This window comes from Aeromonas sp. 102P, from assembly GCF_051920345.1.
GTDB lineage: Bacteria > Pseudomonadota > Gammaproteobacteria > Enterobacterales > Aeromonadaceae > Aeromonas > Aeromonas veronii.
This window is the reverse complement of the sequence record NZ_JBQBCZ010000004.1, coordinates 1-12,296: the sequence shown is the minus strand read 5'-3', so window position 1 is coordinate 12,296 and position 12,296 is coordinate 1. Positions and strand designations below refer to the sequence as shown.

15 protein-coding genes are annotated in these 12,296 nt (G+C 58.5%); 10 read left to right on the top strand and 5 right to left on the bottom strand.

Translation table 11 applies throughout. From position 1 onward, the window contains the following. Nucleotides 1-41 precede the first annotated feature (41 nt). Nucleotides 42-332 carry a hypothetical protein gene (locus ACTG1K_RS22895; RefSeq protein WP_368158657.1) on the bottom strand — a complete coding sequence of 97 codons (291 nt, stop codon included), beginning with the start codon at nt 330-332 and terminating at the stop codon, nt 42-44. A 209-nt stretch (nt 333-541) separates the two neighbouring features. Between ACTG1K_RS22895 and ACTG1K_RS22890 the strand changes: the two genes are divergently transcribed. The 4 genes from ACTG1K_RS22890 (at nt 542) to ACTG1K_RS22875 (ending at nt 2,889) form a co-directional block, all read left to right on the top strand. After that, on the top strand, nt 542-952 hold the full coding sequence (locus tag ACTG1K_RS22890; RefSeq protein WP_429052761.1) for a MobC family plasmid mobilization relaxosome protein: 411 nt from the start codon (nt 542-544) through the stop codon (nt 950-952). A 704-nt stretch (nt 953-1,656) separates the two neighbouring features. Further along, nucleotides 1,657-2,193, top strand: coding sequence for a DUF1640 domain-containing protein (locus ACTG1K_RS22885; RefSeq protein ID WP_429052763.1), 537 nt, complete (start codon nt 1,657-1,659; stop codon nt 2,191-2,193). Next, entirely contained in the window at nt 2,194-2,502 is a 309-nt protein-coding gene (locus tag ACTG1K_RS22880) for a mobilization protein (protein ID WP_223932338.1), read from the top strand. It begins immediately after the preceding gene. 99 nt (nt 2,503-2,601) lie between these two features. After that, a complete protein-coding gene (locus ACTG1K_RS22875; RefSeq protein ID WP_429052765.1) occupies nt 2,602-2,889 on the top strand; it encodes a hypothetical protein in 288 nt (95 codons plus the stop codon). A gap of 590 nt (nt 2,890-3,479) precedes the next feature. Here the strand turns inward: ACTG1K_RS22875 and ACTG1K_RS22870 are convergent. The 4 genes from ACTG1K_RS22870 to ACTG1K_RS22855 form a co-directional block, all read right to left on the bottom strand. Further along, nucleotides 3,480-4,040 (bottom strand): TetR/AcrR family transcriptional regulator, encoded by a 561-nt coding sequence (locus ACTG1K_RS22870; protein WP_092320633.1) that lies wholly within the window; start codon nt 4,038-4,040, stop codon nt 3,480-3,482. A 15-nt stretch (nt 4,041-4,055) separates the two neighbouring features. After that, complete coding sequence (locus ACTG1K_RS22865; protein WP_339581855.1) at nt 4,056-5,591, bottom strand: MFS transporter; 1,536 nt, start codon at nt 5,589-5,591, stop codon at nt 4,056-4,058. A gap of 414 nt (nt 5,592-6,005) precedes the next feature. Continuing rightward, nucleotides 6,006-6,422 carry a type II toxin-antitoxin system VapC family toxin gene (locus tag ACTG1K_RS22860; RefSeq protein ID WP_439963656.1) on the bottom strand — a complete coding sequence of 139 codons (417 nt, stop codon included), beginning with the start codon at nt 6,420-6,422 and terminating at the stop codon, nt 6,006-6,008. Next, the gene (locus tag ACTG1K_RS22855; RefSeq protein ID WP_092320635.1) at nt 6,419-6,673 is read right to left on the bottom strand and encodes a FitA-like ribbon-helix-helix domain-containing protein; all 255 of its coding nucleotides are present in this window, start codon (nt 6,671-6,673) and stop codon (nt 6,419-6,421) included. Before ACTG1K_RS22855 ends, ACTG1K_RS22860 begins: the two co-directional genes overlap by 4 nt. Nucleotides 6,674-6,884: 211 nt before the next feature. On the opposite strand from ACTG1K_RS22855, the gene ACTG1K_RS22850 reads away from it, so the two are divergent. From ACTG1K_RS22850 to ACTG1K_RS22825, 6 genes are all read left to right on the top strand, one after another. Then, nucleotides 6,885-7,487 carry a recombinase family protein gene (locus ACTG1K_RS22850; RefSeq protein WP_092320636.1) on the top strand — a complete coding sequence of 201 codons (603 nt, stop codon included), beginning with the start codon at nt 6,885-6,887 and terminating at the stop codon, nt 7,485-7,487. Further along, entirely contained in the window at nt 7,471-10,500 is a 3,030-nt protein-coding gene (locus ACTG1K_RS22845) for a Tn3 family transposase (protein ID WP_092320637.1), read from the top strand. The genes ACTG1K_RS22850 and ACTG1K_RS22845 overlap by 17 nt, the downstream gene beginning before the upstream one ends. Nucleotides 10,501-10,789: 289 nt before the next feature. Next, nucleotides 10,790-11,056, top strand: a complete 267-nt coding sequence (locus tag ACTG1K_RS22840) for a CopG family ribbon-helix-helix protein (RefSeq protein WP_231556881.1) — start codon at nt 10,790-10,792, stop codon at nt 11,054-11,056. Then, entirely contained in the window at nt 11,044-11,337 is a 294-nt protein-coding gene (locus ACTG1K_RS22835) for a type II toxin-antitoxin system RelE/ParE family toxin (protein ID WP_439973439.1), read from the top strand. Before ACTG1K_RS22840 ends, ACTG1K_RS22835 begins: the two co-directional genes overlap by 13 nt. A gap of 14 nt (nt 11,338-11,351) precedes the next feature. Further along, nucleotides 11,352-11,882: a hypothetical protein gene (locus ACTG1K_RS22830; RefSeq protein WP_439963658.1), complete on the top strand. Its 531-nt coding sequence runs from the start codon at nt 11,352-11,354 to the stop codon at nt 11,880-11,882. A 14-nt stretch (nt 11,883-11,896) separates the two neighbouring features. Next, nucleotides 11,897-12,235: a type II toxin-antitoxin system CcdA family antitoxin gene (locus ACTG1K_RS22825; RefSeq protein WP_440006884.1), complete on the top strand. Its 339-nt coding sequence runs from the start codon at nt 11,897-11,899 to the stop codon at nt 12,233-12,235. Nucleotides 12,236-12,296 lie beyond the last annotated feature (61 nt).

Sequence of the window (12,296 nt, the reverse complement as noted above, 5' to 3'; positions counted from 1 at the left end):
TTGTCCATCAGGCCGTGTGTTTGGCCTGTGGGCAATAGGTCTTATCCCCGGAGCTGTTTGGTTTCTGCTGTTCGCAGTGCCCGAAGGATTTCCCCGGCTTGCTCCTGTGTCAGCACCACCGCCGATCCCCCATCCCTGATCGCCTGCATTTGGGCGGCCAGCCCCTCCATCAGCGCCCTATTTATCGTCACAGTAACGTTATTATCCTGCTGCTTTGCCCGGTAGGCCGCTTGTCGTTCTGCCCCTGTTTTGGCTGATCCGGTTTTTGGCCTGCCCCGTCCGCGCTTGATGCCAAACATGTCCCCAGTTCCCTTATCTGTGGCGTCCTTCATGGAGCTATTTCCTGTCACTGTAACGGTAATTGATTATGTGTCACTGTGACGATAAATAGCAAGTTGCCGCCCCCCTGTTTTTTTTTGCTGTACTGGTTTAAGCCAGCCGACCCGTATTACGTTTTCACCTGCTTCGCGGCTCAACGTAACACGGGGCTGGTGAGGGGCTATGCCCCTTCAATCCCCCTAAACCCACCGCCGGAGGCAGCGTGTCCAAGGCCCAAAAGATAACCACCGTCAGCGTCAGGATCGACAAGCCGACCGCAGCCGAATGGCGCGAGCGTGCGACAGCATCCGGGCTCAGCGTATCGGACTGGATCCGGGGGGCGGTCGATGCCAACCAGCAGACGAATTTGCCGACGCCCCAACGCCGTCCCGTCCGTGTCCGCGATACCAGCAACGATGCCGATCCGGTGTTGATGCGCCAGTTGGCCGGGATGAGCAACAACCTCAACCAGATAGCCCGAGCCCTGAACGAATGCCGGTTGGCCGGCTCGTCGGTGCAACTGGTGGAGTTGCTGGCCCTGCTGCGCAGCATCGAGGCACAGGCGGGCCGCCTGCTGCCCCAGTTGCCGCCGCCCCCCAAGCCTGCGGCCAAGGGGCGCGACGATGCTCATTAAATTCCTCTCCCACGGTACGGGCAGCGGTGCCCGTGCTTCGGCCTACCTCATGGGCTCGCACGATCACACAGGTGAACCACGGGCAGGGGTGACGGTACTGCGGGGCGATCCGGTGCTGTTCGCGGCGGTGGCCGACTCGCTGCCGTTCCAGCATCGATACCGGAGTGCCGTGATCTCGTGGGCGGCGGAAGAGGCCCCGACCGCCGACGAGATCACGGCGGTTTTGGCGGACTTCGAGGCGGTGGCGTTTGCTGGGTTGGAGCCGGAAGACGTCCACCTGACGGCGGTCCAGCACGACGAACCGGATGGCGGGGTTCACGTCCACATCCTGATCCCCCGTGTTCACCTGGGCACAGGCAAATCGTTCAACCCGGCCCCACCTGGTCACCGTAAAGCCTTCGATGCGGTGAGGGATAAACACAACCACGAAAGGGGCTGGGCGCGGCCAGACGACCCGCTTCGGGCGCGGTTGCTACGGCCAGACTTCGAGGCGTTCAAGGACAAGAGCGATAAGACAGCCATCAAGAAACAGATCACCGACCACCTATTCGCAGCCGCCGAGCAGAGAGTGATCTCCAATGCGGCGGAGCTGCGGGACTACCTACAAACCTCGCTCGGGTGCGAAATCACGCGCACGGGGGCCGATTACACCAGCATCAAGCCGGAGGGCTATCCCAAAGCTATCCGGTTAAAAGGGGAACTCTATGGAGCGTCTTGGACAGCAGAAAGAACGCTTGAGCGAGAGGCTCAAGCAGCGGCAAGAGCAGGAATTGGGCGAGGTGGAGAAGTTAGCGAAAGCGGTGCTCGACGAGCTCAAGAAAGACTTAGAGAAGCGTGTGAGCGACGAGCTGAATACAACCGTGGGCGCTATCAAGAAAGGGATCGAGGGCTTGCCCCAACAGATCACCGATTCGACCGTTCCATTGAGGGAGGTTTTGGAGCAGGCCCAGAGCGAGACCAACACCCTCAAGCTGGTCTCCAGCGTTTGGCTCAAAGCCTTGCTGGTCGGGGTATGCACCTCCGTGGGGATCGGGCTGGGGAGCTGGGGGGTATTGAGCTGGATGGGCAGCGAGGTTCAACGGTTGAACAGCGAGATCCGCAGCGCGAAAGCCACGCTGGCCCAACTCCCCAATGGGGTGAGTTACGCCAAGGGCGAGGATGGCAAGGGCTACATCCTCGCCCCCAGCATGGGGAAACCGTTCGAAACGAAGAGCGGCAAGATGGCCGTGGAGGTGAACTGAATGACCGAACTGGAGCGGATACTGCTCGACAGGCTGGAGCGGATAGAAACGGCACACCAGCAGCAAACGGCGGCGTTGGAGCTGCAATTGCAGCAGCAGGCGCGCTCTTTGAGCGAGTTGCAAACCGCTTGCACCAGTGCGCTGGCGAGCTGCGGGACGCTATGCAGCGAGCTACAGAGAGCGTTCGATACGTTGCAGAGCGGGGTAGAGCACTCGAACAGAGTCACAGGGACTGCGCTTGGGAGCTTGAACAGCAGTGTCAACGACTTGAGCAAGGCGCTGAACGCCTTTCAGAAGGCGCAGCGCTGATCGCCGACAGGGCTGCGGAGCTGCGAAAAGAGCAGCGGCGAGATCGTGGATTTAGCATGTGATATATCGTCACAGTGACAATAATTAAGGAGATCGGGTATGAAATCAGGTCGGTTGGGTACACCTGACACGGTGGCGCATATTCGCCAGTTCCCCCCGGTTGAGTACGAACTGGCGATCTATAAAGGCTCACCGTGGCTATGGGCCGATGGAAAGCCGCTGATCGACCTCCTCGATGCGACCATCGACTGGATGATCGATGACGACGGCAGCCGCTGGATCGTCATTGATACCGAATACCTGCGCCAGCAGGTGGCCCACTATGCCCTGTTGTCCGCCGATACATGGCGGCAACGGTTGCTCGATGCAGGCGTGGAGGTGGATTGAGGTGCGATTGAGTGATCGGTTTCCGGGGCTGATGCTGTGGCATACCGTGGCGGCAATGGCCGCCTTGTTCGCGGCGAAAGCCCTGCTGTACTGGGTTGCGTACTGGTTGGGCCTTGGGCTGCTCTACAGCGCTTTAGCGGGGCCTTCTTGGGGTTGTAAGCCGGAACCCCAGAAATTTCCGTCACCGTCGCATTACCCGCTCGCAGGGGTAGACCTAACAGTCGTTTCACCAGCCGCCATTGAGTTAATCCGTGCTATTGACTCCAAACAAGTGGGTTGTTTCAGAATACGGGAAATATAGAGCATTGAAAGCTAATGGAATTTTATATTGTGCAATGCGATAGAGAGTGACACTTGATATTGGTCGCAGCCCGAGCGTCGCTTCGGTGCCCTTAACGGCCTGATGATATTTTCATGGGCTACGGCAGGTTTCTGAACCTAAACCAGCCGCTCACCTGAACCAGTAATCCGTCAGCACCTCGGCCAAAGCGGCCTGTCGCGGTGACAATCGACGACTGCCGCTATCGACTCAAAGCGGAAGCTGCTGTGTTCAAAATCAGAGCCGCAAAACGGACGGTGCATTTACCGAATTACTTGTTCGATACCCTGAGCGAAGCCGATTCAATGACGCTCACGATTTGCGCGGCAATAGCATCCCTGATCTGGTCTGGCAATTTCTTCCCCGTCAATGACTCATATACCCAGAGTCCATCCGCTGCGAGTCGCGCAATGAATCGATCAAGAACGGCCTGGTCGTCGAGATGCTCCGGCGCTGGAGAAGCCCAGCCTTCAAGCACCGTGTCCCAGGCAGCCGCTGTCGCAGTGCTTTCACTCGATTGAAGTGCAGAAAGCAATTCCGCGCGATTAGCGCTTCGTGCGCTAGTACGTGCATACGCAATGGCCCGCTCTGTGGGTGTTGCCTCTGACTTCGGTCTGCCTGCGACTGATTCCAGGCTGGCCTCCCATTGCGCGGCCAAGTGCTCGTGGATTGCCTGAACAAGCGCTTCCCGCGAAGGGAAGTGGTACATCATTCCGCCCCGCGTCACGCTGGCCTCCGCCGCAACGGAATCAAAGGTGACGCCGATCAAGCCGTCACGATGAATGACGCGTACGGCGGCATCCAAAATTTTGCTGCGATTGCTGGGGCGCATGGTCTTCTCTTTCTTTCAGTGTGAATCGCTGCTGAAGGCTGACGACCCCGGTCCGTGGTTTCGGAGCAAGACAGACGTCACCAATGCGCTGATGCTCAGTACGGCGGCAATGACAACGATAACAATCTCAAAACTGCGATCAAACGCTGTGGAGGCGGCTGCAATGAGGGCGGCACTATCTGTGCCGTTTTGGGCCGCTATCGCGAGCGCTTGGTCCATGCTGTCACGCGCATTATCGGAGACGCCTGCGGGCAAAACCACGCCAGAAGAATAAAGACCCGCCAACAAGCTGCCAAGCAGTGCGACCGCCAACAACGCGCCGAATTCATAGGAAACGCCTTCGACTGAAGAAGCCATGCCTGCTCTCGAAGAGGGTGCATTACCGACGACCGCGCTGGAGGCGACTGACATCACCGAACCCAGTCCAAACCCGGTCACTACCAGGCCGGCAATGACCCATCCCAGGCTGACATGCAAGCCGAAGCTGGTCAAGAAGACACCTACAGTACCCAACGCAAGACCACCACCGATGAGCACAAGCAAGCCGATCCGGTGCACAAATGCGCCACCGAGCACTACGCTGGGCAGTGCTCCTAGTGCAACGGCTGACACCAACAGTCCAGCCTCCAGAGGGCTAAACCCTGCGACAAGCTGAAAACGCTGGGTAACGATCAGTTGCAGACCGGCAACGCCGAACAAGGCAGATGCACAGGCCAACACACCTGCCATAAGCGCTGAATTGCGAAAAATAGCGAAATCCAGCAGAGGGTAAGTAAGACGCGCCTGGCGACGGACGAAGAGCATGCCCGCAACAACGGTGACGGCCAAAGCCGTCCCGGCAAGTGCCCAGGAAGAAGGTGCATGGGCAACCTCTTTGATGGTGACAACCAGACCGGACAGTGCAAACAAGGCCTGCACTGCAGAGATCAGATCCCATGGTTTGGATGTATCTGGCTTCACTCGCGGCGTCACGACCAATGCACTGACGAGTGCAGCGATGACCACCGGTACGTTGAGCAGGAAGACCGAGCCCCACCAGAAGTGATTGAGCAACAATCCACCCACGATGGGGCCGAGCGCGCTTCCGACAATGGCCATGCACCCCCATATGGCGAGCGCCAGATTCCTCTCGCGCTCATCCCTGAAAGTGATGAAGATCAGAGCTAGCGTGGAGGGCATCATGGCTGCCGCACCCACAGCCAGCAACGCACGCGCACCAATCAGCACGGAGGCAGTTGGCGCGAACGCGGCTATTATTGACGCAAGGCCGAACACGCACAGCCCGCCCAAAAACATCTCCCGGTGCCCGATGCGGTCACCAAGCGTTCCGGTGCTGAGCAGCATCCCGGCCATCACCAGTGGATAGGCGTTGATGATCCACAGCGCTTGCAGGCTGCTGGCCCCCAAGTCACGCGTCAGAGTGGGCAACGCGGTGTACAGGATCGAGTTGTCCAGGGTAAGCAGAAGAAGCGCTGCTGCGACGGTCACAAGGAGGGTCCACCGTCGGCCTTTTGGGGTTGTCATATTTAGTGCCAAGAGTTGCAGAGTCATTTAGTATACATTCTAGAATGTATACTTATCAATCAATCATTCAGGGACTACGGCGCAGGTTCGGTAACGATGAGTAGGGCAGGCACATCCGAGCGGATATGGCCTAACAGTGGTTGGACACCGACGGGCCGTCCCTGAACTCAAACGTAGAGCCAACCCTCTTAGTCGGTGACAGGCTGCTTCTTGAGCGAGAGCGGACGCTGTCGGCTATTGCCGTGACTGACCACTTTGGCCGACCAAGAGACTGACAAATAAAGTGATTGATGGCGGCTTAGGGATCAGTTACCTGTCGTTCGAGCTTGACGATTTTTCACTGTCGCTATGTCCGCAGCTGGCCGATTGCCGAAGTTAGACGAATAATCTCATTGGCATCCAACCCTGGGTATCTATTGCATTGCAGCATTTCCGATGCTCTTATACTTTCCACGGATTGATGACGGCCACGGTGGCAGCTTCATAAGGTGCTGTGTCACTTGACGCCACGATGAACCCTCGCGAAGCCGCAATCGCGGCGATATAGCCATCAGGCGTTGGGAATCCTCGCCCACCGTTCTTGGCTGTCACAGCTAACTCGGCAAAGCGTCGTGCTGCATCGGTATCGAATGGTAATACCCGATCCCTGAACAGCCCCATCAGACCGTCAAGGGTTTGTGCCAGCATGTCCTTGCGTTTACCGGCTGGAAGCGCACCGATGCCAAACAGCAGCTCGGCCAGTGTTACGCTAGTCAGGTACAGTGTTTCGGCGGCTTGATCGTTCAACCATGCTCGCACGGCCGGGTGCGGCTCGGGCTTCATCGCTTCGGAAACAACGTTGGTATCGAGGACGATCATTCAAACCCCAGCGGCTTGGCCGGCGTCTTGTCTCTCACTTGGTCGAATACCTCGAAATCCTCGTTTGTCAGACTGATTGTACGACCCAGTGCTGCGAGGGCTTCACCCATGCGAACACGTGACTCTGGCTTGACCGCTACCGCCAGAATCTCCCGCACCTCAGCTTCGGTGCTATGCCCATGTAGTGCGGCCCGCACCCGTAATGCGCGGTGCACGTCGTCGGGCAAATTGCGTACTGTCAGCATCGCCATAGAATCACCTCGCAATAATGCATTCGATGCAATCATTATTCGACAACGACTGCATTAACGCAAGGCGCATTTGTGGTGTCGTAAAACACTTGTTTTACGACACACCCTCAACAGTCGTGTGCACCTCCCGCTGAATGGCCTCAAAATTGTGCGGAAAACCATGTCGCCATGCACTACCATACGGAAACCTATTTTTGATGGTTATCCGCCTATGTTGGTTGGTTACATGCGCGTGTCGTCGGATTCCGACCGCCAAAGCACGGACTTGCAACGTGATGCGCTGCTCGCCGCTGGCGTCGATGCTCGGCACCTGTTCGAGGATCGAGCCTCTGGCGCAAAGGATGACCGCGCAGGCTTGGCTCGGGCCCTCGAATTCGTCCGATCCGGCGATGTGCTGGTAGTTTGGAAGCTCGACCGGCTCGGCCGCTCGCTGTCGCATCTGCTCGGTATCGTGACCTCGCTCAAGGATAATAAGGTTGCGTTCCGCTCGCTGACGGAGAACCTGGACACCACGACGCCATCGGGCGAGTTCCTGTTTCAGGTGTTCGGCGCCCTCGCACAATACGAGCGCGCCTTGATCCAGGAGCGCGTCGTCGCGGGACTAACCGCCGCCCGCAAACGTGGCCGGATCGGCGGACGCCCACCCGCCATCGTCGGCGAGAAGCTGGATGCTATCGTCGCCGCGCTCGATGGCGGCATGTCTAAGGCAGCGGTGTGCCGTAATTTCAGCGTCAAGCGCACCACCTTGATCGAAACCTTGGCGCGAGTGGGCTGGCGTGGCGCGGGAAAGGCTGCCGATGAGCAACAAGAATAAGCTGCTCACCGTCCTCTCGGACGCCGAGCAGGAAGCCCTGTACGGTTTGCCAGATTTCGATGACGTCCAGCGGCTGGAATACTTGGCGTTGACTGAAACGGAACTGGCGTTTGCCAGCAGCCGTCCCGGCCTTCCTGCCCAAGTCTATTGCATCTTGCAGATCGGTTACTTCAAGGCCAAGCACGCCTTCTTTCGCTTCGCCTGGAGCGAAGTTGTGGACGATTGCGCCTTCGTACTGAGCCAGTATTTCCACAGTGAGCCATTCGAGCACAAGCCGATCACCAAACACGAGCATTATGCCCAGCGCGAGCGGATCGCGGAGTTGTTCGGCTACCGGTCGTGGGTGGCCGGTTTCCTGCCCCAGCTCGCGCAACAGGCCGCCCAGACCGTGCGGCGCGACGTGATGCCGGGGTTCATCGCCGCTGAACTGATCGTCTGGCTCAATGAGCACAAGATCATCCGGCCGGGCTACACCACCCTGCAAGCGCTGGTCAGCGAAGCCCTGTCCGCCGAACGTCGGCGCTTGGGTGGCCTGCTGGCGGAGGTGTTGGACGAACCGGCCAAGACTGCGCTTGGCCAGCTCCTGGTACGAGATGACACCCTTTCGCAACTGGCAGCGCTCAAGCAGGACGCCAAGGACTTCGGCTGGCGGCAGATGGCCCGCGAACGGGAAAAGCGCGCCACGCTGGAACCGCTGCATAGCATCGCCAAGGCGCTGCTGCCCAAGCTCGGCATCTCGCAGCAAAATCTGCTTTACTACGCGAGCCTGGCGAACTTCTACACCATCCACGACCTGCGCTACCTGAAGGCCGATCAGACCCACCTCTATCTGCTGTGCTATGCCTGGGTGCGCTACCGGCAGTTCTCCGACAACCTGGTCGATGCGATGGCATACCACATGAAACAACTGGAGGACGAAAGCAGCGCGGGCGCGAAGCAGTCCTTCGTCGCCGAGCAGGCGCGCCGGCAGCAAGACACACCGCAGGTTGGCCGCCTACTGTCACTGTACGTCGACGATAGCGTGACTGATCCGACGCCGTTCGGTGAGGTGCGCCAGCGCGCGTACAAAATCATGGCCAAGGACGCGTTGCAGAGCACCGCGCAGCGCATGAGCGTCAAGCCTGTGAGCAAGCTGTCGCTGCACTGGCAGGCAGTGGACATCCTGGCCGAGCGCATTCGCCGCCATTTACGGCCGCTGTACGTCGCGCTTGACTTCGCCAGCACTGATCCGGACAGCCCGTGGCTCGCAGCGCTGGCCTGGACTAAGGGCGTGTTCGCCAAACAGCAGCGCCTGTCGCAACGGCCGCTCGCCGAATGTCCAGCGGCCACACTGCCGAAACGCTTGCGGTCGTACCTGCTGACATTCGATGCCGATGGCAAGCCAACGGGCCTGCACGCCGACCGCTACGAGTTCTGGCTGTACCGCCAGGTCAGGAAGCGCTTTCAGTCGGGAGAACTCTATCTCGACGACAGCTTGCAGCACCGACATTTCTCCGACGAGTTGGTTTCGATGGACGAGAAGGCCGACGTGCTCGCTCAGATGGACATCCCATTCCTGCGGCAGCCGGTCAATTCCCAGCTCGATGCGCTAGGGGCTGAGCTGCACACGCAATGGCTGGCCTTCAATCGCGAACTAAAGCAGGGCAAGCTGACGCACTTGGAATACAACAAGGACACGCAGAAGCTGACCTGGCGCAAGCCCAAGGGTGAGAACCCGAAGGCGCGCGAGAAGGTGTTCTACGAGCAATTGCCGTTCTGCGACGTGGCCGACGTGTTCCGCTTCGTCAACGCCCAGTGCCAGTTCCTGTCGGTGCTGACGCCCTTGCAGCCGCGCTATGCGAAGAAGGTCGCCGACGCAGACAGCCTGATGGCGGTCATCATCGCGCAGGCGATGAACCACGGCAATCAGGTCATGGCGCGCACCAGCGACATCCCGTATCACGTGCTGGAGAGCACCTACCAGCAGTACCTGCGCCACGCAACGCTGCACGCGGCCAACGACGGCATCAGCAACGCCATCGCCGCGCTACCAATATTCCCTCACTACTCGTTCGACCTCGATGTGCTGTACGGTGCCGTCGATGGTCAGAAATTCGGTGTCGAGCGCCCGACCGTGAAGGCACGCTACTCCCGAAAGTATTTCGGGCGCGGCAAGGGCGTGGTTGCCTACACGCTGCTGTGCAACCATGTGCCGCTCAACGGCTACCTGATCGGCGCGCACGACTACGAGGCCCATCACGTGTTCGACATCTGGTATCGCAACACGTCGGACATCGTGCCGACTGCGATCACCGGCGATATGCACAGCGTCAACAAAGCCAACTTCGCCATCCTGCATTGGTTCGGCCTGCGCTTCGAGCCGCGCTTTACCGACATGGAAGGCCAGTTGCAGGAACTGTATTGCGCCGACGATCCGGCGCTGTACGAGAAGTGCCTGATCCAGCCGATCGGCCAAGTCGACCGGCAACTCATCGTCAGCGAAAAGCCAAACCTCGACCAGATCGTGGCTACGCTCGGGCTGAAGGAGATGACGCAGGGCGCGCTGATCCGCAAGCTGTGCACCTACACCACGTCGAACCCGACGCGGCGGGCGGTGTTCGAGTTCGACAAGCTCATCCGCAGCATCTATACGTTGCGCTACCTGCGCGATCCACAACTGGAGCGCAATGTGCACCGCTCACAGAATCGGATCGAGTCCTACCACCAGCTACGCGGGGCCATTGCCCAAGTTGGCGGCAAGAAGGAGCTGACCGGGCGCACCGACATCGAGATCGAAATCAGCAACCAGTGCGCAAGGCTGATCGCCAGCGCGGTCATCTACTACAACTCGGCCATCCTGTCGCGGCTGCTGATGAAGTACGAGGCGAGCGCCAATGCCAAGGTACTCGCGCTCATCACCCAGATATCGCCAGCGGCATGGCGGCACATCCTGCTGAACGGGCACTACACCTTCCAGAGCGATGGCAAGATGATCGACCTCGATGCTCTCGTGGCGGGGCTTGATCTTGGGTGACGGAAATTTCTGGGGTTCCGGCTTACAACCCCTTCTTGGGGTGTGGCGGCATGGATAGCGTTGTTGGCCCTGCTGCTGCGGTGGATGAAGGTCTAGCCCGTTCTGCCGCGCTCCGCTTGGCGGCCCCCGAGCCAGTGGCGACAGACTGCGCTAGTCGCCCCAGTTCGGGGGCGACATTGCAGTACTGCAATCGGGTTGTGACGGCGCTTAGATTGCGTGGTAAATTTAGGTATCGCTAGGTAATACCTTTGGCTAACAGTGAGGTCTTATGTCCGCAGCTACCAAACCCATGTCTATCAAACTTGATAGCGATACCCAAAGCCGGATCAAGCAGCTAGCTGCTGCCCGCGACCGTTCAGCGCACTGGATGATGCGCGAAGCCATCACCCAGTATGTTGAGCGTGAAGAGCGCAAGGAGGCGTTCCGCCGCGATACCCTCGATGCTTGGCAGGAGTTTCAGGAGACTGGTTTGCATGTCTCTCTTGAGGAGGCCGATCAGTGGTTGGCTGGTTGGGGTACCGAGATTGAAGGTGGTGCACCTGCATGCCACAAGTGATCCTCTCTCCGGCTGCTCTGCGTGACCTTAAGCGGCTGCGCGAGTTCTTGCACAGTAAGAGCCCGGTTGTTGCACAGCGAGCAGCCCAAACCATCCGTTCGGCGCTTACCCAGCTCGGGCAACAACCCGCGATGGGTCGTCCTATTGAAGGGCTCCCGGAGGTGTTCCGCGAATGGGTGATCCCCTTTGGGGACAGTGGCTATCTAGCGCGTTACCGCCTAGAGGGTGAAACCGTAGTGATCTTGGCTCTGCGTCACCAGCGCGAAGCCGGGTTTATTTAGGTCAGGGAGGTGTGATGGGTGGTTTGAACTGGGAAAAAGCTGCTAAAAACGCCAAGGCAGACAAGCGAGCTACAGGGCTGGATCTCCTCCGCAACCCTGCTGATGAGATGAGCGAAATTACTCGGTTGCAGCAGGCTCGGCAGAAGAAGAACAGACCTACCCCAAGAGCAAAACTGGACGTTGTAGACGTCGCTCCTGAACTTGCAGGGCAAGCGGTGGGCGAGGCAATACAAAGGGGGCGGTTGATCGATAAGGCGTTGACCTTTGAAGAGCGCAAGGCTGCGGCATTAAAGCGTCACGCAGAGAAAACAGGGAAAACCTTGCCAGGTCCAAATAAGCCACAGAGCAAGAAGGCGCAGCACAAGGCCGATCAGGCAGAGAAAAAGCAACGAAGAGCAGCCAAGGCAGAACGAAGCGCACAGCGGGCTGAATGGCGGAAGACTTTGCCGCCGGAGCAGGCTGAAGCGAAGATCAATCAGCTCAAAGCGGAAACCAAAGCTGCACGGAAGAACCGGGCGCTGGTTGATGATACTCCACCGTGGTAAACGAGAACCAAGAGATGCAAGGTGATTTTGACCAAGAGGCTTGGCAGAACTTAGAGGTTGAGGCTGCGTTGAGTGAGGCCAATGTGGGTGACTTTGTGCCGGAAAAAGAGATGGCAGCGAAGTTCAATCAGTTGGGCCAGCGGAAAAACGCAGAGGCCGACCGTTGGAAGCGTGATAACCATGAGGCCATCCAAGAACTTAACCGTATGGTTGAAGAACGAGGGCTGTTTTCCGATGAACTCCTCAAGGTCGAAAAGATCATGGAGAGAGTTCGAAAAGGAGAAGAAAAACTATTTTCGCTGGAGGATGTAGAGAGAAAACTTGGTCTTGATGGAGAGACCTCATGCCAGTGATTTTGCGGATCAATGGCTATCGTTTTTTCTTCTACTCAAACGAAGGTGATCCGCTAGAACC

What these genes read in the sequence shown, in the direction of transcription:
- ACTG1K_RS22895 (WP_368158657.1), bottom strand. Translation starts at nt 332, where the DNA reads ATGAAGGACGCCACAGATAAGGGAACTGGGGACATGTTTGGCATCAAG.
- ACTG1K_RS22885 (WP_429052763.1), top strand. Translation starts at nt 1,657, where the DNA reads ATGGAGCGTCTTGGACAGCAGAAAGAACGCTTGAGCGAGAGGCTCAAG.
- ACTG1K_RS22880 (WP_223932338.1), top strand. Translation starts at nt 2,194, where the DNA reads ATGACCGAACTGGAGCGGATACTGCTCGACAGGCTGGAGCGGATAGAA.
- ACTG1K_RS22875 (WP_429052765.1), top strand. Translation starts at nt 2,602, where the DNA reads ATGAAATCAGGTCGGTTGGGTACACCTGACACGGTGGCGCATATTCGC.
- ACTG1K_RS22870 (WP_092320633.1), bottom strand. Translation starts at nt 4,040, where the DNA reads ATGCGCCCCAGCAATCGCAGCAAAATTTTGGATGCCGCCGTACGCGTC.
- ACTG1K_RS22865 (WP_339581855.1), bottom strand. Translation starts at nt 5,591, where the DNA reads ATGACTCTGCAACTCTTGGCACTAAATATGACAACCCCAAAAGGCCGA.
- ACTG1K_RS22860 (WP_439963656.1), bottom strand. Translation starts at nt 6,422, where the DNA reads ATGATCGTCCTCGATACCAACGTTGTTTCCGAAGCGATGAAGCCCGAG.
- ACTG1K_RS22855 (WP_092320635.1), bottom strand. Translation starts at nt 6,673, where the DNA reads ATGGCGATGCTGACAGTACGCAATTTGCCCGACGACGTGCACCGCGCA.
- ACTG1K_RS22850 (WP_092320636.1), top strand. Translation starts at nt 6,885, where the DNA reads ATGTTGGTTGGTTACATGCGCGTGTCGTCGGATTCCGACCGCCAAAGC.
- ACTG1K_RS22845 (WP_092320637.1), top strand. Translation starts at nt 7,471, where the DNA reads ATGAGCAACAAGAATAAGCTGCTCACCGTCCTCTCGGACGCCGAGCAG.
- ACTG1K_RS22840 (WP_231556881.1), top strand. Translation starts at nt 10,790, where the DNA reads ATGTCTATCAAACTTGATAGCGATACCCAAAGCCGGATCAAGCAGCTA.
- ACTG1K_RS22835 (WP_439973439.1), top strand. Translation starts at nt 11,044, where the DNA reads ATGCCACAAGTGATCCTCTCTCCGGCTGCTCTGCGTGACCTTAAGCGG.
- ACTG1K_RS22830 (WP_439963658.1), top strand. Translation starts at nt 11,352, where the DNA reads ATGGGTGGTTTGAACTGGGAAAAAGCTGCTAAAAACGCCAAGGCAGAC.
- ACTG1K_RS22825 (WP_440006884.1), top strand. Translation starts at nt 11,897, where the DNA reads ATGCAAGGTGATTTTGACCAAGAGGCTTGGCAGAACTTAGAGGTTGAG.